Origin of the sequence: Pseudomonas sp. Marseille-Q5115 (assembly GCF_916618905.1) — a bacterium.
GTDB lineage: Bacteria > Pseudomonadota > Gammaproteobacteria > Pseudomonadales > Pseudomonadaceae > Aquipseudomonas > Aquipseudomonas japonica_A.
In genome coordinates this window covers 3,923,681-3,944,678 of the sequence record NZ_CAKAKI010000001.1, presented here as the reverse complement: position 1 = coordinate 3,944,678, position 20,998 = coordinate 3,923,681, and the positions used below count along the sequence as shown (strand labels likewise).

General features: G+C 55.7%; 16 protein-coding genes. 1 reads left to right on the top strand and 15 read right to left on the bottom strand.

Annotated elements, in window-relative coordinates; translation table 11 throughout:
• Positions 1-70: 70 nt before the first annotated feature.
• The 5 genes from LG385_RS18050 to LG385_RS18030 form a co-directional block, all read right to left on the bottom strand.
• On the bottom strand, positions 71-1,615 hold the full coding sequence (locus LG385_RS18050; RefSeq protein WP_225775356.1) for an AMP-binding protein: 1,545 nt from the start codon (positions 1,613-1,615) through the stop codon (positions 71-73).
• Positions 1,616-1,734: 119 nt separating this feature from the next.
• On the bottom strand, positions 1,735-3,321 hold the full coding sequence (locus LG385_RS18045; protein ID WP_225775355.1) for an ABC transporter permease subunit: 1,587 nt from the start codon (positions 3,319-3,321) through the stop codon (positions 1,735-1,737).
• Entirely contained in the window at positions 3,318-4,376 is a 1,059-nt protein-coding gene (locus tag LG385_RS18040) for an ABC transporter ATP-binding protein (protein WP_225775354.1), read from the bottom strand. The genes LG385_RS18045 and LG385_RS18040 overlap by 4 nt, the downstream gene beginning before the upstream one ends.
• A 12-nt stretch (positions 4,377-4,388) precedes the next feature.
• Positions 4,389-5,453 (bottom strand): ABC transporter substrate-binding protein, encoded by a 1,065-nt coding sequence (locus tag LG385_RS18035; RefSeq protein ID WP_225775353.1) that lies wholly within the window; start codon positions 5,451-5,453, stop codon positions 4,389-4,391.
• A 144-nt stretch (positions 5,454-5,597) separates the two neighbouring features.
• Entirely contained in the window at positions 5,598-6,362 is a 765-nt protein-coding gene (locus LG385_RS18030) for an enoyl-CoA hydratase/isomerase family protein (RefSeq protein WP_225775352.1), read from the bottom strand.
• Between the two features lie 241 nt (positions 6,363-6,603).
• Here LG385_RS18030 and LG385_RS18025 point away from each other — a divergent pair, with 241 nt between their 5' ends.
• A complete protein-coding gene (locus tag LG385_RS18025) occupies positions 6,604-7,827 on the top strand; it encodes an RtcB family protein (RefSeq protein ID WP_225775351.1) in 1,224 nt (407 codons plus the stop codon).
• Positions 7,828-7,893: 66 nt separating this feature from the next.
• Here LG385_RS18025 and LG385_RS18020 read toward each other — a convergent pair whose 3' ends face one another.
• The 10 genes from LG385_RS18020 to LG385_RS17970 all read right to left on the bottom strand — a co-directional run bounded on the left by LG385_RS18020 (position 7,894) and on the right by LG385_RS17970 (position 20,944).
• Complete coding sequence (locus tag LG385_RS18020; RefSeq protein ID WP_225775350.1) at positions 7,894-8,697, bottom strand: HNH endonuclease; 804 nt, start codon at positions 8,695-8,697, stop codon at positions 7,894-7,896.
• 286 nt (positions 8,698-8,983) lie between these two features.
• A complete protein-coding gene (locus LG385_RS18015; RefSeq protein ID WP_225775349.1) occupies positions 8,984-9,187 on the bottom strand; it encodes a hypothetical protein in 204 nt (67 codons plus the stop codon).
• A gap of 546 nt (positions 9,188-9,733) precedes the next feature.
• Positions 9,734-10,471 carry a hypothetical protein gene (locus LG385_RS18010; RefSeq protein ID WP_225775348.1) on the bottom strand — a complete coding sequence of 246 codons (738 nt, stop codon included), beginning with the start codon at positions 10,469-10,471 and terminating at the stop codon, positions 9,734-9,736.
• Positions 10,455-11,597 (bottom strand): hypothetical protein, encoded by a 1,143-nt coding sequence (locus LG385_RS18005; protein WP_225775347.1) that lies wholly within the window; start codon positions 11,595-11,597, stop codon positions 10,455-10,457. The genes LG385_RS18010 and LG385_RS18005 overlap by 17 nt, the downstream gene beginning before the upstream one ends.
• On the bottom strand, positions 11,584-13,878 hold the full coding sequence (locus LG385_RS18000) for a sensor histidine kinase (protein WP_225775346.1): 2,295 nt from the start codon (positions 13,876-13,878) through the stop codon (positions 11,584-11,586). The genes LG385_RS18005 and LG385_RS18000 overlap by 14 nt, the downstream gene beginning before the upstream one ends.
• Positions 13,879-13,891: 13 nt before the next feature.
• Positions 13,892-15,589, bottom strand: a complete 1,698-nt coding sequence (locus LG385_RS17995; protein WP_225775345.1) for an Eco57I restriction-modification methylase domain-containing protein — start codon at positions 15,587-15,589, stop codon at positions 13,892-13,894.
• Positions 15,590-16,027: 438 nt separating this feature from the next.
• Positions 16,028-17,008, bottom strand: coding sequence for an integrase domain-containing protein (locus LG385_RS17985; protein WP_225775343.1), 981 nt, complete (start codon positions 17,006-17,008; stop codon positions 16,028-16,030).
• Positions 16,986-17,342 carry a hypothetical protein gene (locus tag LG385_RS17980; RefSeq protein WP_225775342.1) on the bottom strand — a complete coding sequence of 119 codons (357 nt, stop codon included), beginning with the start codon at positions 17,340-17,342 and terminating at the stop codon, positions 16,986-16,988. The genes LG385_RS17985 and LG385_RS17980 overlap by 23 nt, the downstream gene beginning before the upstream one ends.
• Positions 17,326-18,723: a YfjI family protein gene (locus LG385_RS17975; RefSeq protein ID WP_225775341.1), complete on the bottom strand. Its 1,398-nt coding sequence runs from the start codon at positions 18,721-18,723 to the stop codon at positions 17,326-17,328. Before LG385_RS17975 ends, LG385_RS17980 begins: the two co-directional genes overlap by 17 nt.
• 964 nt (positions 18,724-19,687) lie before the next feature.
• Entirely contained in the window at positions 19,688-20,944 is a 1,257-nt protein-coding gene (locus LG385_RS17970) for an integrase domain-containing protein (RefSeq protein WP_225775340.1), read from the bottom strand.
• Positions 20,945-20,998: the final 54 nt, after the last annotated feature.

Sequence of the window (20,998 nt, the reverse complement as noted above, 5' to 3'; positions counted from 1 at the left end):
AATTATCCTCGGGTTTGCAGCGTTATTCTATTGCTATTCGCTAAAGGGTTGTCGCGGCCCGCTCCGCTCGTCAAACCGCTGCCCGATCCCACGCCCCTTGAATATCCCGCGGCAACAGGTGTTTTTTGATCCGCTCGCTGGGCGTGAGCTCGAACGCATCCACCGCTTGGTAAAAGCGCGGCTGCTGGAAAGTGGCCAAGCGTTCCCCCGCCCACTGGGTCAATGCTCGCCAATCAGCCACGGTGGACGTCTCGAACTGCACATAGAGCAGGATCTCTTGTTCGCCCACGCCTGATTCCACACCCACCGCCGCACAAGCATGTACTGCTGGGTGGCTGCTGAATACGCGCTCCACCTCCCACGCCGAGACGTTTTCGCCACGCACCCGCATGCTGTCGGTGCGCCTGCCGACGAAGAACAAGTCACCTTCGGCATCGGCCCGTGCCATGTCCCCGGTGTGCAAGCGACCTTCACGCAGGGCGCTGTCAGTGGCGGCGGGGTTGTTCAGGTAACCCGGCAAGAACACCCCTTCCACCGAACTGCTCAGCACAATCTCACCCAGCATGCCGGGAGGCACGGGCTTGCCTTCCGGGTCGAGAAGTTCCACCCGTAGCCAAGGCAACGCCTTGCCGATCGAACCTGGTTTGCCCGTAACGTTCAAGGTGGCGAAGCTGGAGCACTCGGTCATGCCGTAGCACTCGCGCAGCGGGGCGTTGAACCGTTGCGCCACCGCGGCCCAGTTGGCCTTGCTGACACCAGCCCCCCACAGCGTGCGCAGGCTATGGTGCGCAGGCCACGCCGAGGCAGGCTGTTGCATCAGGATGTCCAGGATGCCCCCCAGGTAGTGCAATTGAGTCGCCCCGGTAGCGGTGCATTGAGCCCAGAACTGGCTGGCGGAAAAGCGCGGCAACACGTGCAGCTGTACGTCCACCAAAAACGGCAGCAGCAACATTTGCGCGCCGCCGATATGGCACAGCGGCTCCCACAACAGTTGGCGGTCGCCGGGCCGCACGTCGGCTACCCGCACCACCGCTTCGGTGGCGATCCGCATCATGCGGTGGGTAAACACCACGCCCTTGGGGGCGCCAGTTGTGCCGGAGGTGTAGATCAGGCACAGCGGGGCGTTCCAGGGGCTGTCCACCAGCACCAATGCGGCCGCGGGGAAGGCTTCGGCTTCCTCATGCAGCGCGTGGATCGATACATAGGGCAGGGCGGCTGCCGCGCTTTGCCGCAGCAGTGGCTCAAAACCGGCCTCGCCCACTACCAGGCTTGGCTGGGCATGCTCGAACGGGTAGTCCAGGCCGGGGCCGCGTAGCTTGGTATTGATCGGCACCCACACCAGCCCGCTAAGGATCAGTGCGTAAATCAGCACAATCTGGTCGTCGCTGTTGTTGAGCATCACCGCCACCCGGTCACCCGGGCTCAGGCCGCGCGCGCTCAGCGCTGCCTGCACCCCGGCGATACGTTCGCGCAGGGCATGGTTATCCAGGGAGCGGCCATCGAACAGGATGCGCATGTTTGCCGCATCGGCCATCAGCCCGGCATGAATCAAAGGGGCCGTGACCAGGCCATCCTCAGGCAGGCGGTGGGGAAAATACTGGGCATAAGGATGCATCGTTCAAAGTCCTTGGCGCTTGGAAAGAGAGCGGCGCGATACCCACTGGGCGATCACGGCAAAAAGAATGATGAAAGCCAGCAAGGTGGTAGAGACCGCCGCCAATGTTGGGGTAAGCGCTAACTGGATGCTGTCCCACATCTGCTTGGGCAAGGTGGTGTTGATGCCGCCGCTGACGAAGATGCGATGGTCAGGTCGTCGAACGAGGTGATGAACGCCAGCAGGAAAGCCGACACCAGGCTGGCGGACATCAGCGGCAGGGTCACGGTGCGCAGCCGGGTAAAGGTGCCGGCGCCCAGGCTGCGGGCGGCGTCGTCCAGGCGCCAGTCGTATTGCTTGAACGCCGCCGACAAGGTCACCACCACGTAGGGCAGCGCCAATACCGTGTGCCCCAACACCAGGCCCAGGTCCTTGCCCGCCAGGCCGATGCGGGAAAACAGGTACAACAAGCCCAGGGCAATCACGATACGCGGCACGATCAGCGGGGCAATGAACAAAGTAAACAGCGCCTTGCGCCAGCCGGCCGATAACCGGGTGAGCGCCATGGTCGCGCCGAAGCCCAATATCAGCGCCAGCAACGCGGTGGCTACCCCTACGCCTAGCGAGCGCAGCAACGCGGTTTGCCACACCGCCGAGGTGAAAAACTCGGTGAACCACTTAAGGCTGAACAGCTTGGGCGGGAAAGCAATGAACGGGCTGCTGGTAAAGGCCAGCGGCACCACAATGAGCACCGGCAAGATCAACAACAGCACCAGCAGCACGCTGTACCCGGTCAACAGGCGGCTGTCCCCGGCGCGCGGGCGCTCCCGGCCAAACCGGGAAAACAGGTGGCCAATGCCGATCAGTACCATGAGCCCCCGGCCTGCCTTTCGATCTTTCGGGGCCTCGCCACCGAGCGAGGACAGCCCAGCCACCCGGTCGTACACCAGAAACACCAGCAACGAACAGGCCAGCAACACCACCGAGAGCGCGCCGGCAAAGTGCAAGTCGAAGAGGTCCAACACCGAGGAAATCACCAGTTGCGCCACCATCATTTCGCGTGGCGAGCCCAGCAACGCCGGCACGATGAAGAAGCCTAGGCTGGTGATGAAGACAAGCAGCGTGGCGGCCGCGATGCCTGGCGCTGAAAGCGGCAGAAAAATACTGAAAAAGCCCATCGCTCGGCTGGCGCCGAGGGTCTGGGCCGCGGGCATCAAGCGCTGATCGATGGTGCGCATGATCGGCAGCAGGGTTACCACGGCCAACGGCAACATGGCATGCACCATTCCAATGATCACGCCTGACACTGCCGGCACCAGCCCGGAGGGGTTATCCACAAAGTTGGCGGCGAAGGTGGTCAGCAGGCCTTTGCGCGACAGCAACAGCATCCAGGCATAGGTTTTCACCAGGTAGCTGGTCCAGAACGGCAACATGATCCACAGCAACCAGCGCTCGCGGCCATAGGGCGACAGGCGTGTCAGCAGGTAGGAAACGGGGTAGGCCAGCAGCACCGCCAATATGGCCGTCACCGCCGAGATCCAGAACGTGATACCCAGCACTCGCCCATACACGGGGGTGGCCGCGATGCGTTGGAAGTTCTCCAGGCTGAATTCGCCGCTGGTGTTCTGAAAACTGCCCATCAGCATCTCGGTGACGGGCAGCAGGAAAAAGGCCGCGAGGAACAGCAGGGCGGGGATGGCCGGGATCAGGCCGCGCTTGAAGTTCATGGCTTCACCTGCGCGGGCAAGAAGGTGGCGTGCTGCGGCTGCCAGCTGATGCCCACCTCATCACCCACGCTGGGGTGAAGATGACGCGCGCAGCGCACACTGAACACCGCGCCCGAGGGCAGGCGCACCAGCACTCGGATATCGCTGCCCAGGAACACGCACTCCTCGATGCGCCCGGCCAACACGCCTTGAGCAGGGGCGGTAAGTTGCGCCGCCTCCGGGCGAACCAGCAAGGTGGCCTCGCCCGGCCCGGGCAGTGAACCGCCACAACCGGCCAACGCCACGTTGCGCCCTTCCACCTGCAGCGTGCCGTATTCGCTGACGCGACCGCACAGCAGGTTGGAATGGCCGATGAACTCGGCGGCAAACCGGCTGGCGGGTTGGTCGTAGAGTTCCAGTGGCGTGGCCAGCTGCTCTACCCGGGCGCGGTTCATCAGGCAAATGCGGTCCGACAGGGTCAGCGCCTCTTCCTGGTCGTGGGTCACGTAAATGAAGGTGGCGCCCAGCTCCTTATGCATGCGGCGGATTTCAAGCTGCATATGCTCGCGAAGGTTTTTGTCCAGCGCGCCCAGCGGTTCGTCCAGCAGGATCACCGACGGCCGATAGGCGAAGCAACGTGCCAGGGCAATCCGCTGTTGCTGCCCACCGGACAATTCGTTGGGGTAGCGGTGGGCAAAATCCTGCATGCGCACCATGCCCAGCGCGTCTTCAACGGCACGGTTAACCTCTGCCTTGGGCAGCTTGCGCATGCGTAGGCCATAAGCCACGTTATCGCGCACACTCATATGGGGGAACAACGCATAGCTCTGGAACACCAGCCCCATGCCGCGATCGCCTGGCGAGGCGTGCGTGGCGTCCGCCCCGTCGATCAGCAACTGCCCACTGCTTGGTGGCACCAGCCCCGAGATCATCTGCAACAACGTGGTTTTGCCAGAGCCCGAAGGCCCGAGCAGGGTCAAAAACTCCCCCTCGCGCACTTGAATGTTGGTGGGCTGCAGGGCTACGAACGCGCCGTAGGCTTTGCTCAGGCCGCGTGTTTCCAGTTTGACGCTCATGCACCTATCCCCTTACGACAAGATCCACGCGTTGAAGCGTTCGGTAACAGCCGTGCGATTTTTTGCCCACCAGGCGGGGCTGGGCAGGCGCATGTCTTTGAGGTTGGCTGGAGCGGTGGGCAACAAGGCGGCGCGCGCCGGTGGAATGCTGTCGAACGCCTTGCGGTTGGTCGGCCCATAGGCAAGGGTGTCGGTGAAGGCGGCCTGGCGTTGGGCATCGGCGCAGAGCCTTACGAACGCCCTGGCCATTTCCGCCCGGGGGGTGCCCTTCGGGATGGCCCAGCCTTCGATGGAGTACAGGCCCTGGTTCCACACGATGTGCACGGGCGCGCCGTTTTCGATGGCAGCCTGGGCGCGGCCGTTCCAGGTCGAGATCATGTCCACTTCACCGCTCTGGATCGCCTGCATGGCCTGTGCGCCAGAGGTCCACCACAGGTCTACATGCGGCTTGATCTTGTCCAGGCTTTTAAAGGCCCGGTCGACGTCCAGCGGGTAAAGCTCGTCCAGCCCGACACCGTCGGCCAACAGCGCTTGTTCCAGCGTATCGAGCGGGCTGCGGCGCAGGCAGCGGCGGCCAGGGAAGGCTTCCACGTTCCAGAAGTCCGCCCAGGACTGCGGGCCTTTCCCGGCCTCGAAGGTATCGGTGCGATACGCCAGTACTGTGGAGTACACGTCCACACCCAGGTAATTGGGGGTGATGGCCTCAGGGAGCAGATCGGGGAAGTCTTCAGCCTTCAGGCCTATGGGCTCGAGCATGCCCTCGGCTTCCAGGTAAGGGATGTCTGCCGAGATGGTCAGGGTGGTGACGTCCCACACAAAATTCTTGGTTTTCACCATCGCGGTGAATTGCGCCACGGGCTGTGACTCCCGGGCCACGCTCACCACCTTGATGCCGGTGGCCTGTTCAAAGGGGTCGTAGAACGCCTTGCGGTAGGCGAGGGTATAGGGGCCGCCGGGGTCTGACACGATGATCTGCCTGGCCTCCGCGCGTACGACGGTAGGCAAGCCACAAGCTAGGGCGAGGGTAGCGCCGACCTTGAGTAGCTGTCGGCGGCCGGGATTGTCTGGGCTGCTCATGATTCACTCCCACTAAAGCGTGACGATCGTTAAGGGAAGAAGGACGTCGGCAGAAGCAAGAGTCTCAGGGTTCAGGGGGGTACATAGCCGCCGCCAATTCTTGTTCGGGTGCCGCCACCGCTGCCGGTGGCGCCGTGCTGCAAGTCAGGCCGTTTTAGCCCGCTTCTTGAAAAATTCCTCCATCATGCGGGCAGGCTCGCCCGAGTCATAAGCCTCTTTCTGCAATCGCGTGCCGGCTTCAATGGCGCTTTTGAACCCTGCCTCGCTCATTTCAGCGAAGCGTTGCTTGTCCAGGCGCATGGCGATGGGCGGTTTGTCCGCCAGTTGCTGGGCAATTTCCAATGCCTTGGGCATCACCTGGTCGGCCGGCACTAGGTAGTGGATCAGGCCGATGTGTTTGCACTCCTCGGCGTCCATCAACCGCCCAGTGAGGGTGAGCTCGATAGTGCGCGACATCCCCAACATGCTGTTCATGATCCAGGGCCCGGTGGTGCTGGGGATGCCTGAATTGATTTCCGGCTGGCCCATGCGCACGCCAGGGTGGCCAACGCGGATGTCGCCTAGCAGTGCCACCTGGAACGCCGACCCGGCGGCCGTGCCGTTCAGCGCCATGACCAAGGGCTTGGACAGCGTACGTAACACCGCGTAATAGCGCTCCCACTCGTATACCCACTCCACAGCGCGATCGCCATCGAAGTCATGAGCTTCAGACAAATCCTGGCCCGCGGAAAACGCCCGGTCGCCAGCGCCCGTCATGATCACCGCCTTGATGGCTGGGTCGGTGTCGTAGGCCTGCAACGCGGTGATGATTTCGTTACGCATTGCGGTCGTCCAGGCATTCATCACAGCTGGCCGGTTGAGGGTGATGATCGCCACAGCTCCACGCGTTTCTAGCACTATGTCTGACATGGTTATCTCAATGCGATAGTGGATGTTGAACTACGATAGTTAAATCCCAGACTTGGCGCAACGAGTATTTCAACCGTGCGGTATCCGCTGCTTGACCCAGGGCGATTGGCCGGGGGCATATGGCGCCCTCCCCGCAAGCGACGCAATTCGCCCGGGCCGAGCTTGTCCAAACCTGAACCGAGGGCGTCGCGGCCCAAGCGTACTTGCCTGGCGCGGCGCGGCCGTTACCACGGAGGCCAGCATGACCACCCAACACTACGACCTGCTCAAGGGCACCGAAGGGAGCCCCATCAAAATGTGGACCCAAGGCGTGCCTGTCGACCCCGCCGCCAAGCAGCAACTGCTGAACACCGCCCGCATGCCCTTCATCTTCAAGCACATGGCCGTAATGCCCGACGTGCACCTGGGCAAAGGCTCCACCATCGGCAGCGTGATCCCCACCAAAGGCGCAGTAATCCCCGCAGCGGTGGGCGTGGACCTGGGCTGCGGCATGTCCGCCGTGCGCACCTCCCTGAGCGCGGCCGACCTGCCAGACAACCTCGCCGGCCTGCGCACGGCCATCGAAAAAGCCGTACCCCACGGCCGCACCATGGGCCGCGGCCGCGACAAAGGTTCATGGGACGCCGCGCCCAAACAAGTGGACCACGCCTGGGCCGCCTTGAAAGGCCGCTTCGACGCCATCGCCGCCAAGCACCCGGTGCTGAAGAAAACCAACAACCACAAACACCTCGGCACCCTGGGCACCGGCAACCACTTCGTGGAGGTGTGCCTCGACGAGGCCAACCACGTGTGGTTCATGCTGCACACCGGCTCGCGTGGCGTCGGCAACGCCATCGGCTCGTATTTCATCGAAAAGGCACGCGACGAAATGCGCGCCCACATGATCAACCTGCCCGACCGCGACCTCGCCTACCTGAAGGAGGGCACCCGCAGCTTCGACGACTATGTGGAAGCCGTGGAATGGGCCCAGGACTACGCCCGCCAGAACCGCGCCGTGATGATGCTCGCCGTGCTCGACGCCGCCCGCAGCATCATCCGCAAACCCTTCGAAGCGCGACTCATCGCCGTGGACTGCCACCACAACTACATCGAGCGCGGCACTTACTTCGGCGAAGACATCCTCCTCACCCGCAAAGGCGCCGTCTCCGCGCAAAAAGGCCAAATGGGCATCATCCCCGGCTCCATGGGCGCCAAGAGCTTTATCGTGCGCGGGCTGGGCAATGAAGAAGCGTTTTGCAGCTGCTCACACGGGGCAGGGCGGGTGATGAGCCGCACACAGGCCAAGGCACGGTTTACCGTGGCGGATCAGGTGAAGGCGACGCAAGGGGTGGAGTGCAGGAAGGATGAGGCCGTGATTGATGAGATACCTATGGCTTACAAGGATATCGAGAAAGTGATGGAGGCCCAGCGGGATTTGGTGGAGGTGGTGCATACGTTGAGGCAGGTGGTTTGTGTGAAGGGGTAGCTGTTTAGTCCGACGTAGACTTGGTTCGTAGTGCCCAAGTCAACGTCTGCGTCTGCTTGGTGGCGACTAGGACTCGACAGCCCACCGGCCGCGCAACATTCCTTTCAGCTCGTCCACGCTAAGGGTCATGTCCCGTTTGCGATGGATTACCGCGTGACAGTTAGCGCACAAGGTCACTAGATCAGTTTCAGGATTCACGGCTTTCTCTTCACCAAACTCCGAAATTGGCAATACATGATGAACGTGAATAAAGCCCTTCGCATGCTCGCCGTATGCGCGTTCGAAATCGAAACCACATGCTTTGCAGTCAAGTCCGTGGATAGCGATTGCCTTTAGCCTCAGATCCTTTCGGCGCTCGTAGCGGGTTCCAAAGTAGCTCACCTTGCTGCCTTCATATGCAGATGTGAAGGTCAACGGATCGTCATCGGTATCGTCCTCAGCCGCGTTAGCTTGAGAAGGTAGGAGCTTCGCGTGGCTTAGGATGGCATCGTAATCAGATTGAGAAACGGGTCGCACCCCGTCGCGCCAGTAGTTCTTAACGCGCGTGGCGGGGATAGTCTCAAGGTAATTCCCGTTAATTTTCGAGGGAACGGCACCTTCGAATGGAGTGAAATTTTCGATAAGCGCAAAAAGGTCACCCTTATCACTTCCCGGGTCGGCGTACACCTTCCCGATGCGTGCGATACCAAAGTAATGCGGATCGTCGCTGAGACGAAGGGACGCAAACGCTTTGTCTTTGATGCGCCCTTTGTAGTAGACCACTTCGGTTCCCGGAGCGAGCCACGCCTGGTAGCGTTTGGGGAAGTGGTAGACCGCCCCTGTTTCGTCTTCCCACTGCGATGTGTCGTTCTCAACGATGACAACGGGCATAGCTTTCCTCTCCACTGATGGCAAAAGCCTATCAAAAAAGAAGAAATTTCCTACAGGAATTTAAGCCGCTGCATCTGGAGCGGCATTTCCCAGGCGGCGGGTTGACGTCCGACCTCCCAAGCCACGTGTGCGTAGCACCCTTCAGGAATTCGCTCCGGGGGTAGGAGGTGCGGCCAGAAAAGCGCGCTTGAAGACGAATTTACCGCTGCGTAGGCGTAATGACTGAGGAGCCCGCGAGATCAGCAACGTAGCCCCCGCGGGCACGCTGTAACGTATAGCTGCCAAGCTATCGGTTGGAATCGATGTCTTGCATCACGTCTTCTAACAGCGCTCGACTGGTGTCGGTAAGCACAATCACCGCTTGGTTTACGGCGCGACAGAGCGTTAGGTCCGCGTCGGTGGTTTCGCTGGCAAGCGCGGCTGCGGTGCATAGCAGTTCGCTGGCGCGTTGAAGCTTTTGGTAAGTGGTGGAAGAGGAGGGCTCAGTCATTAGCGGCGTTTCCGTACGTGGAGGAAGGCCCGCCATCACCCGCCGTCAAACGAGTGGTGGCAGCTGTGCATGGGTTGACGGACCGGTCACATACGCACCCGGCGCACCTGAAGGTGCCCCACACACAGCCGCCATAGAGAATGGCCGGGTGCATAGGTGCCCCGAGCCAAGTCCTAAGACTGCGCGTTCGTACGTAGGACAGGCCGTCAAACCTGGTCGCGCATGAGGCGCGACGGGTGGGAGGATAGGGAGTGGGGGCGGGGAGGTCAACTGGCCCAAGGGAGCGGATATAGGGGCGTAGTTTTCAGAGCGCCAATGAGGGGCCGGGGTAATTTGAATTGTGAATATATCTGTTTGATTATTCTATAATATGCGTCGAACAAAAAAATCCTGGGATACCGTTTGGAATGCCACCAAGGTAAAAAGCACGCTATGAAGTGATCAACTGGTCAGACACAGCGCACCGCAGTAAATTGAGAATTGGGCATCCTTTCCCTTCCAATCTTGGAGGACGGCGGGCGTGATGCCCAGTGCGCCTCGCGAAGTCTATATCAGATGCGGCCAGAGACTCTTAACAAAATCCGATTCCCGTCCAGTATTCCACCAAGAAAGCATACTTTCGACATAGGGTCGAAGATACTTTCCCTGTGCTTCTACTAGACGGGTACGGTAGTCAGGCTGCTCACGTAACCCCTTCCAATGGATTCCAGCGAAATTTGATAATACGAAGTCTATTGCCAGAACTACGTCCATTGGAGGGTGGCCAATTCTAGGGCTCGGCATTATCAGGATTCCTCCATGATTACCCCCGAGAGGTCCTAAATTCTTCCCGCCGTACTGGAAATGATAAAGTGGGTGAGCATCTTCTGGGTCTCCGTCCCCGCCGTCGTCAGAGACTAAGTGCTTGTCAAAATGCCAAGACGATAGATAGGATTTATCTTCATTGGTTACCACAATGCTGAATTCAAGTAATTTTATCAAGTCTGTGAGATCGCTTGAGCATTTCCCTTGAATCTTAAAGTTCATCATGACATGCAGATAGTCACCTACCGTGCTCGGTATCACTTTCTGAGGCGTTTTTACCCTAAAGCGTAAATCATCAACTTGATAGCCCCAAGACTCTGGGCCATAAGGTTTAGAAATTCCGCACATGTTTGCAGCTTGGGTTATGGGGCCTGTGTCAAAGCAAACATCACTCACGTTGCGATTTAGAACGCCGCCTAGTAGCCGAAGTTCAGATGCAATTTGTTTTCGAAAAGAGTCCGGTTTAATCTTTTTTGACATTTTTTAGCCTTTCCGTAAGCTGTTTAAAACGTTCCACCTCCAGTGGGTCGAGAATCCATTCGCTTTTTTTAATTCTATTAAGTACAGCGTAAGCTGAGACGTACCTACTATCTTGCCAAGCATCTTGCCGAGAACTATAGACTTTGAAGCCGTCAACTGGGTCAAGCGCTTTTTCAGTGGCGACGCAAACAGTAGAGTATCTCAAGCTATAATTTTCACCTATAGGGTTTGCGGATACCAACTTTAACCCAAGCTTTTCATTGATAATGGTCACGCGCTCTGGGGCCGTGAATTTGCGCAAAGATCCTTTGTAAGACGCAAGCTCAGACCACCAGTTCTCAATACGATGAACCCACCATCTTGGCCAAGCTTGATGGAAGACGCCAGAGTATCTGCAGTTCATCAGGTTTTCTAGTAGGCTGGTCCAGCTATCAGCAGATTTTTCAATATCAATCCCCAAGCGTGCTGCAAGCATCGCCGGGCTGGCTAATACACCCTCTGATCGAAGCAGCGTATTTAAAACTTTGCCAGCTATTTCAAATGCTACATTGCCCTTTAAAAACGATAGGAGGCGGGGGTCCAAGCTGTTCCGATCTCCTTCAATAAGCCCGATCACATGCTCTAGAAAATAGCCCGAATGACGGTCATGGATTTCAGCAAGCTCGCGATATCCAGCAGCAAGCCAATAAATCTCGGATGCTACATTTTCACCAAGCGGGTGCTGCCCATCGTCTTTTGCATAAACCGCATCAAATAAATCATGTGACGAGCTGTCTGGTGCATAAGAATGTACGATATTATCGTTCATTGACCAAAGTATGATAGGAAAACTTGGAAGGTCCTTCTCTGCCATCCGCGTACGTAGCTCTTGTGCGAGCGTTGGGCCGCGGTAGTAAACTTTATTGCCGTCTACATCTGCGTCTTGGTCTAACCGAAGGTCAACCAGCAAGCCAAAACAATGCTCTTCACTAGCTAAGCGCTGGATTTTTTCAAACTGACTTGCAAACTCTTCCGGGTGCATTCCTTTGAATTGCAGGTTCTGATTATGAGTGCTTAGCTGGTCTAGTAGCGGCTCAATATATTCTTCTGGCTGATCGTCAATGCACAAGTATTTAACGCAATTCATCTGGTATCTCCTCTTCTTCAGCTCTTGGGAATTCAATTCGGATGCACGTTGAGTAGCCTTTAGGTGGTTCAGATATATAAATGTCACCACCTCCGTTCTCAATGATATCTCGAATTATCTTTAGGCCCAGGCCAGATCCAGTAATGTGTACCTCATCATCTGCCAATGCATCCGCAGGAGTGCTTGTGGTAAAGAACGCATCAAATACTTTGGATTTGTTTTCTTCAGCAATGCCATCACCGTTATCGGAGAACTCAACAAATAGTTTGGTCTCATCAACCTCGCCCGCAACTATTCGTATATCGCCGATGGTCTTGGCACGGTTAATTGCCTTTAAGGAGTTTGTGAATAAATTGAAAAAAATTGAGGCCCATTCTGATTTGTGACTAGGCTTCACAAAAAGCTCATATCCGCTTATCTCTACGGTCAAGCTGACGAATTGACGTTTTATGGCTGACTCAACAACCTGCTGGAAGTCACCGATTAAATCTCGAAGTTCGTGTACCTCAAGATTTCTCTGTGAGTTCTGAGTGACGGCCTTGTCAAAATATCTCATATAAGCTTGCAGTGATTCTATATTTGTCTGCAATGTCTTGATTTTTTCCGCTTCGGGATGGGATTTGCTTAGACGGAATATGCCTGCTGACAATGCTGACAATACGTGCCTCGTTTCGTGTGTAAATTCACCTATGGTAAGACCCAGACTGGCCAAAACGCGCAGCATGCCCAGTTCTTCGAGTAGAATCTTGGTGTCATGCTCTAGAAGCTCAATGTTTTCAAAAATTTCTGTGACATCTTCATCAAGTTTAGCTTGTTCGACTGCAGGGCGAGGTAAGCCATTGTTGCTAGCGCTGCTATTAATTTTCTCAACGTATGTGGAAATTTTTGATGTGATTTCGTCTACACGTTCAACAGTGGTTTTTTTGGCACTTGGATCGGTAGCGAAGATCTTTTTCCCGCGCGCATGGGCTATTTTTATGATTCCGTTCATCAGCGACTTATAAATATAGTCTTGAAGCTGTGAGAACGATTGATTCTCAATGAGACCTTCTCGGCTTGCTGTCTCTTCGAAATGCTCTCCGGCTAGATCTGTAATTTGAACAAATCCAATGAAGTTAGAGTTTGCGTGTGGTGGAAGTAATTGCCTGAGCGCGGAAGAGCGCTGGAGTCCCAGCCAATCATCTTGAGGTTCACCATACGGTAAGACACGGAAACCATTTCGATAAATCCGGACGCCGCTATTCTTTCGAAGGACGTTTCGTACAATGTTTCTTGAACCTGGTGGAAGATCATCTTCGATGAAGTAGAAAGCTTGGAAACTGACACCGGCTAGGTGGGAGTAATCTTTTATTTCAGCTTCAAAAACAGTTTTGACTCGAGCGTCGGAAATGAGCTGTTCAGGGCCGTCTTCAATTTTGTATCGCTTCGAATGGATAGAAAAATAGGGAACTCCATCGTGGTCGACGTAACCAGAGATTAATGCGTGGGCATTATCAAGAATATTCTGGCGTTCACTTGCGATAAGGGTTTCATGTCCGTCAATTTCTTCAAAAAACTCAACGGTAAAGCCAGGGTCGCCTTCTCCCTTTTTAGGAGCGAACTGGAGTGGGGTTGGTTGTAGAAGGTCAGAGATGAAGCGGTACGCACGTTGGATTTGTGCATTGCTCCATGAATCCTTAAGGTTACTAATACGAAGGGTCGTACCGATTTCAGCCGCGGAATCGGTAGTGATATTGTTGGAGACAAGAATGAGATCACCAACTTCTTCGAACTTGTTCCAATCTATGTCAATACAAATGCCATAGGTGTCTTCTAATCGCCTAGTGGTCAGTTGCAGACGCATTCCGAGCCGCTGAGCTGAGAATCTACCAATTCCTTTACGGCCGGCTCGTTGGCGGGTGTATTTTGGAGAGCGGGGATTCTCACTTTTACTACGGGTTGATATTCGCATGAAGCCATTTATGAGCTCATCTCGACTCATTCCCAACCCGTTGTCGGTTATTTTTAACTCGCCACCAGCTTTAGAAGTTTGCTTGAAGACCGCTTTGACATACTCAGCGTCGGCGTCGTAAGCATTTTTTATCAGCTCAGCCACTGCTGTCTCTTGCTTAGAAACCAGCTCATGCCCTAGCCTAGAAATATGGCTTGCATCGACCGAGAATCGAACGCTTTCAGTGTCATGCTTCGAGATTTCGTTGGCGAGGCTGAGAATTTTTTTGAAATCAACATCGTTTTCGCTTAGCGCTAACGCTAAGTTCTTTTTTAAATCAACGATATCCATTAACCAGCTCCATCTAAACTACATTTCCCTTACGATGCTCTCGGGCGGAATGCAACGCACCCTCAAGCTCCATTAACTGGCGTTTAAAATCTTCCCCAAGCATACTTGCAAGGGCATCATCAGCTATCTTGCGCGCGGCTTCTTCATTGGGTGGGTTCTTGGACAGTTCTCTATGAGCTGCTTTAAAGGATATCTCAACTAAATTATTGTCGATAACCTTTGGGTACAAAATCCTTAGCTTAAGCGCGTCTCTGGGTTCCAGCTTTAGAGCACCAGACCCACACGGTCTACCAATAATTTCAGCATGTGTCTGTGTAAATGTAGATAAAAAAGAAAGAGCAATAAATTTTTTTTGGTTTGCGCTTGTGCGCTCTTTCAAAAACATACGATACACTGAGTTAGTGCAGTTGGCTTTTGCACTATTTATAAGTAGCCTTGGTCCATTGTGTGTTAGAAAAGTTAGAAAGCCGTCAGGGACCTTATGGTCGTTAGGTTGATGCCAGATCGACCGCTTTCTATATGTTGCCAAGTCTAATTTTTCAGCTGGGTAGCTACCGAGATAGGCTAAAGTCTGAGGCGAAAGAAATTTTGCCTTGGTGTTTAGAATTAGACAGCGAGTATCGGAGTTGATCAAAGTTTTTACTTGATTTTTAGTTAGGTTTAACCCGTTAATGTCTTTGATCTTGGGTACGATAAATTCGTAGTACTCGCTATTGATTCCGAGATTTTGCCAGGCGCTTAGCTGCTTAATGAAGAATTTAGTGTCGCCTGTCACGATGCCGATGTTAATTCTTGCGATGCTTTCTAGTTCAATGTTGGCGGTGGTCTTCGAAAGCTCAATGAATTTCTGCTGAGAGTTTCTTTCTAAAAAGGAACCGGCGCCTACGCTTTCAAAGTCGTGGAGTTCATTTTTGTTCTTCTTCCATTTAACAAACAGCTCCGGCAAATTTGAAAGTGTAGCCGTGTGCGCTATTTTTACTGTGCCTGGGCTTTGGCTGGAATGCTTAAATCCATCGGCAAGCAATATGACGGTTCGCTCCTCAGCGCCTTCAGAAATGAAAATTCTTTCTGCGATAGGCGCTATTAGACAATGCTCGAACTTGTTGCGAAGCAGAGAATGTATTTTCTTTGAATAATCTGCGGAGAGAAAACTTCCTGGGAGGACGAAAGCTAGCCGTCCTCCATCTTTAAGGAAATTCAACGAGTGAATCAAAAAATAAACCCACAGGCTTGATCTTGCGTCAATGGTTAAGCCGTAGGTAGTTTTCCATTTATCCACGGATTTCCGCTGCGAGGGTCCTATTTGGGAGTGCCCGATATAGGGAGGGTTCCCAATGACGATGTCTGCCTTTCCGCTGCAGAAATTTTTATCGTCAAGTAGAAGGAAATCTTTCTTAATAAAGTTTTCTTTGAATTTCCCTATGTTCAATGTATCAAGTTTTAAGAAGGCATTGTTATCAATATCGCATCCAAAAACGTTTTGTAAGGGCGCACTTGAACCCAAATGAGAAAAACGGGACGCGATTTCCTCAAGGAATGTGCAGCCCCCAAAGCTTGGCTCTAGCACTACTTGATCTTTGCACTCAATTGCCCAGAGGCACAACAGTTTGCTTAGGAAACTTGGGGTGTAAAATGCGCCGAGACTTCGTCGCCGCTCCTCATGCGTCAAAGTACATATTTCTTCAAGATGAAGAGTTTCTTCGACTAGCACGTATATCACCCGGTAACAATAAATGCGCGCGATTATACCATTTAAGCAAAGGCTAGTAAATATCGAAAATTTTTTCTTGTTTCTAATGCTTTTGTAAGATGTTTTTTTGTTGCTTGTTGTTTTTATTTTGAAGGCGTGTCTAGTGTTTTGGTATGCAAGCTTCGGTTAGCACGTTTGGTGATAAATGCCTATTCATCCTCCGCCATATGATTTTGGATGTGAGATAATAGTAATATCTTGTAGAGTGGGATTTGCCTCTAAGGTGATCTGTCAAAAACCAGCGGATATGTTTCTCTTGCCAAGTCCATGGACTTCTTCTTGACCAGTGTTGGCTAATAGAAATTTGTATTAGTTGAGCTTGTTTTATATGGCGTTTCCGGGTGGTCTTTGAGCCACTAAGCACACCACTTATGAAAAGAGAAATGTCAAGAGACTCTCTCATGAACGACCTCCAATGTAGGCAGAGACCACATCGATCCGGTTGTGCGCGAGCTCTAGGCTGATTTGTTGGCGCGCCTGTTGATCAAGGTCACGGTCAATGCGATAGCATTGGCCGCCATTTACCGGTGCGGCGTGGCCCGTGAGCTGCTCATAACGTTCGCAGGCGTAGGCTGCGCGCAGTTCATGAAAACCCTTCAGCCCGTGTGCATGCAGCGTTTCGCGGGCGGGCAGCACGGTTTGGTGCAGAAATATGGCGTAGCTTTCGTCTCGGGCCAGTAAATTGCGGCTGCCGGTCGGCGATGCCTGACGAACCAACTGCAGGGCCGCTTTCACCGCTTCATTGGCCACGACCAATCGCGGCGCTGATGAGCCTGAACGGCCTCCTTTGGTGCCGTCTTGGATGTTGATGCGGCCTAAGCGTTCGGCTTCGCGGTGTAAGCGTGGCAGGTCAGCCAGGATCGCTTCTCGCAGGCGCATGCCGGTTGCTCGAGCTAAAAGGACTATGGCGGCCACCCGATCGTATTGCTGTTCAACAAGTACCCCAGCCAGTCGCCGCACTTGTTGGTGATCTTGGCCATCCGGCGCGCGAGTGCGTACGCTCGAGCGCTGCTGTCCCAACGCCTGACTCGGCCTGGCGATCCTCACATCCTGATCACCGCGCAGCGCAGCAAGGGTGCGGTTGACGCTGCTCAGGCGGTTCTGCGCGGTGGCGATGCAGAGTGCACCTTGCTGGATCTGCTGGCGCAGGTATGCGACGTAGTCCTCCAGCGTCTGTCGATCAATCTGGCGCGCATCGTTGTAACCCGGGCCGTCCTCCGATCGGCACCATCGCACGAAGGCATGCCAGCGATCGCTGTGCGCTTTAACCGTGGCAAAGTGGCCTCCGGCAAACAGATCTTCCAATGCCTGCCGACCGGCGTAGCTCAGTTGGCGGCCGTAACCAAAGTTGCGACCGTCACGCCGACCGACCAGCGCCATTGCCTTCACCTTGATCGTTGATTTGTAGGAGCAGCAGTGCTTTCCAGTGGGGGCCGATGGTGTCCAACTGTGCCCAGTGTGCTGGGCGGATGAGGAGGGCATTTTCGCTGTGTTGCAGCAAAGCCCCTTCTCCTTGCAATTGCTCGATGAGCCGAGCGAGGTCGATTGACTCAGACGTTGGAGCGGCGACAGCGGCGACACTGGCGACAATCCCCGCCGCATCTGGATTGGCACGTGGCGACAAAGTGGTGGTAGTTGCGGCGACACACCGTAGCTCGGTCGGCGAGCGATGTTGCGCTCGATAGCGGCGCACGGCGTCATTGAGGCGGAACATGGCGCACCTCGAATATGTCTCCGGCATTGTTCAGCCAGTTATGGGTAACCAGCTGCAGCAATAACTCGAAGGTGTGCCGCGTGCTTTTACGGGCAAAGCGAGGGCCGTTGCGTGTGATGTCGCGGAGGCGAAATGGTGGCCAGTTCTTCTTTATCAACCAGCGCAGCAGGCAGTCGGCCTCTGCTCGAAGCTTATTCAGAGGCTCCTGTTCGGTCAGTCGTTGGTTTTCGGCCAGGTAGTAATCCATCAGCGTAGAGGCGCGCTGAATGTGCATTTCTTCCAAGACAGTCGATTCTTCAACCACCGCCATCACACCAGCCATGCGTAGAACGTTCGCGGCGGCTTTGCCCGCAGCAGCTTGCACGTTGACCAGCTCGCCGAATTCCCCAGACTCGCATTCAATGGTGTCGTGAATGGCAATCCATGCTTCACGGGCGCGGGGGCTTAACTCGATGTTTACAGGGTTGAGGCCGCCGTCTTTGTGGCGTGACCAAGGCTTCTGCATGAGCGCGGCAATGCGCTGCTGGTACAGGTGCACCTTTGGATCTCGGGTCAGATCGATGGCTTTGTACAGCCGTTGTCCAACCAGACGCTCCGGCCAACTGATCAGACAGCGTCCCAGGATGCCCTGGTCTTTGATATCAGCGTCCTGCAGCAAGCGGTCGGCCATGCGGGGTTGCAGCATCAAGTGCATGCTGAGGCGGCGATCATAGGCACGCAGACTTTCCCCAGCCATCGCGCGCGACCGATCAATCGGGCTACCGTCCCACAGCGTCGACAAGTGAGTGATGGCCTTGATCATGTTGTCCTTGTTCATGGTGCTTCCGCCCAAAAACTGCCCGCCTTCATCGCTGAACAGCCCCATGCTCGGCAAACCATGGCAGAGGCTTTTGACCAGGCCTTCAATGGTCGGCTCAGCACTGAGGAGTCTCGGTTGGACGGGTTCAGGTTGGGCGTCCAGCGCTAGCTGTGCTGACTTTTTCAAGGTCGGTGACTTCGCGGTGAGGCTCATTGCAGCTCGGTGCGCCTTGAGCTGTTCGCCATAGGCGATCCACTGCTGTCTTTCCCAGTCGCGTACGGCCTGCAGTGCGATATGGTCCACCGCGCTTTTGCGGTCACCCGAGCAAGCCACCGTCAGCAAGTACAGCGACAACGGATAAATTCGGCCGTCGAGGTGAACATTGGCGTGCGCCTGGCTCGCCAAAGCTGCCGTGGCTAGAACAGATTGTGCGGCCATGGCGCAGGGCACGCCGATCACATCGGCCATGCGCTCTACGGCCGGCCCCAAAGGATCGCCCAGCGCCGCGACCGGGTAGGGTAGGGGCGTAATCCGCTGTTCCAACAAGGGGCGTGGTGGTCCTTGTACTTCGCGCAGTTGCATAGCCTTCCTCCATAAATTACCGATCTCTCCCTCACATCATCCCGCCAAGAATGTTGAGTGTTATCAGGGATCAAGGCCCCTGCGACCTGTGAGGGTGTCCACTGACGCGGGACTGGCGGCTCCTTACGACCAGGAGCAAGGGCATCTCATGATCTGGCCTCCTGAGCACCGTCGCCGGTGGGCGGGTGGAGGCTGCAGTGGCTGACGAGGCCAGTGCCGCGAGATCCTGAGCCAGGTGCAAGCAGCACTGCGATGACCGGGGCATGCCTGACTGTCAGTCAGGTGCAGTCCATTCCCTGGTCTGCGGCACCATCATCTACAGCGCTGTTGCTGGTGACATCGGCGTTTGTCACGCCGATTGTCACGAGGGGAATTGCCGCAAAGCCCTGTGCGATGAGGGCTGCAGCAGTGGTAGGAGCGCCCGTCTCTTTTCTGGAAAAAGAGACGGGCGAGCGGTTGGCGCAAAACGTTGGCCGAGCAGGTTCGTTGCTGCAGGGCTAAAGGGTTAGCGGGCAGCCGCACTAGGCGGATTGTTTAGAGGGCGTCCATCATTCTGGCGAATGACCGTGCGAGCCTCCGGGCGCGAATCGCACTTTGGGATGAACCACCGGGTTAGTGGCATGACCTTGAAGGCTCTGGTCATCTGGGGTACTGCCTAAGGCAGCGCTTTGAACCTTCGTTCTATCGGTCACCGCGGCTCGGGTCAATTGGTGAATGGCACATGGAAATGCGCCAGATTCCACCTCTTGCGTGCTTTGGAAGTCGGTGGCTGTCAGTGGCAAAGTGGCCGTTTGTCGCTTTTCTAGTGTTAGCCCGTGAGCATGGGGATGCGAAGCCTCCCCATGCTCACGGGCTTAGCCGGAGAAGCCAAAGTCGAGGCGAGTTGGCGACTGTCGCCATCCGCTCAGACGGCAAGGATGTAGATGGCACGCGGTCTGTCGCCAGTGTCGCCGTTGTCGCCGCCCTATCGGATGGGTACTACGTTTCGATCCCTAGCCACATTCATCGCGCTGGCCGAGAGATTGCCCGTCGACGCCTTCAGAATGTACTCGCTCCACCAAGCCATCATCGGCCGCCGTCGCTCGATGTAGTCGGCTCGGTTGTAGGCACTGCGCACCTCATCCTTGTCGACGTGCGCCAACGCCACTTCGATGAGCTCCGGGTCCCACCCATGTTCATTCAATATGGTGCTGGCCATGGAGCGCATGCCGTGGCTGACCAAGCGGTCTTGGAAGCCCATGCGTTTCAATGCCATGTTGGCGGTCTGGCTATTGGCATGAGTACGAGGGTTTCGGTCTGCCGGGAAGACGTATTCCCGATGACCACTGTGAGACTTCAGTATCTCCAGCAATGATATGGCTTGATCGCTCAACGGGATGCTGTGTGGGCGGCGCTTCTTCATCCGCTCCGGTGGGATGGTCCAGACTCGCCTTTCAAAGTCGATGTCTACCCAGCGAGTAGTTGCCGCCTCGGCGGGGCGAGTCATCGTGTGCAACTGCCACTCGATCAGGCAGCGGGTCGTGCGCTTGATACTGGCGTTCGCTATTTCCAGCATGAGCTCAGGAAGCTCCTCGGGTGGTAGCGCCGCCATGTTTTCTTTCTTCGGCTTCTTGAATACCGCCCGAATCCCGCTGAGCGGGTTCGCGAAAATCATTCCCGAATTGACCCCGTAGGTCATGATCTCGTTGAGGCGCTGGCTAAGCCGCTTCACCGTTTCCAAGCTGCCTTTGGCTTCGATAGGGCGAAGGATCTTTATCACCATCGGTGCGCTCACTTCCGAGATCGGAGTCAACTTCAAGCTCGGAAAAACGTGCAGCGTGAGTGAGCGCCAGATGTCCTCGGCATAGGCCGGCGTGACCGAGTCCTTTTTCAGCTCGAACCAGGCGGTAGCTACTTTCTCGAACTTATGTTCCGTCTCGGCTAGCTTGGCCTGCGCGAGCTCGTTGCGCTGAGCTTTTGGGTCGATCCCCTGCGCAAGTACTTCCCTAGCCTCAACCGCTTTTCGCCGAGCTTGCGCCAGAGAGACCTCAGGGTAGGAGCCGAGCGCCATGTTGATTCGATTTTTGGTGACCGGATGCCTGTAGTTGAAATTCCACTGCATGGAGCGGTTGACCCGAACGCGAAGCTGCAGGCCGTCGCCATCCGTGAGGACGTAGTCCTTGTCTTTGGGCTTGACCGCCTTGAGCTGGCGGTCGGAGAGGCGAGCTGTTTGAGCGCACATGGGAGAAGCTCCATGACACCTTTTGGTATTCCCAAGATTAGCCCCAGGTAGGCT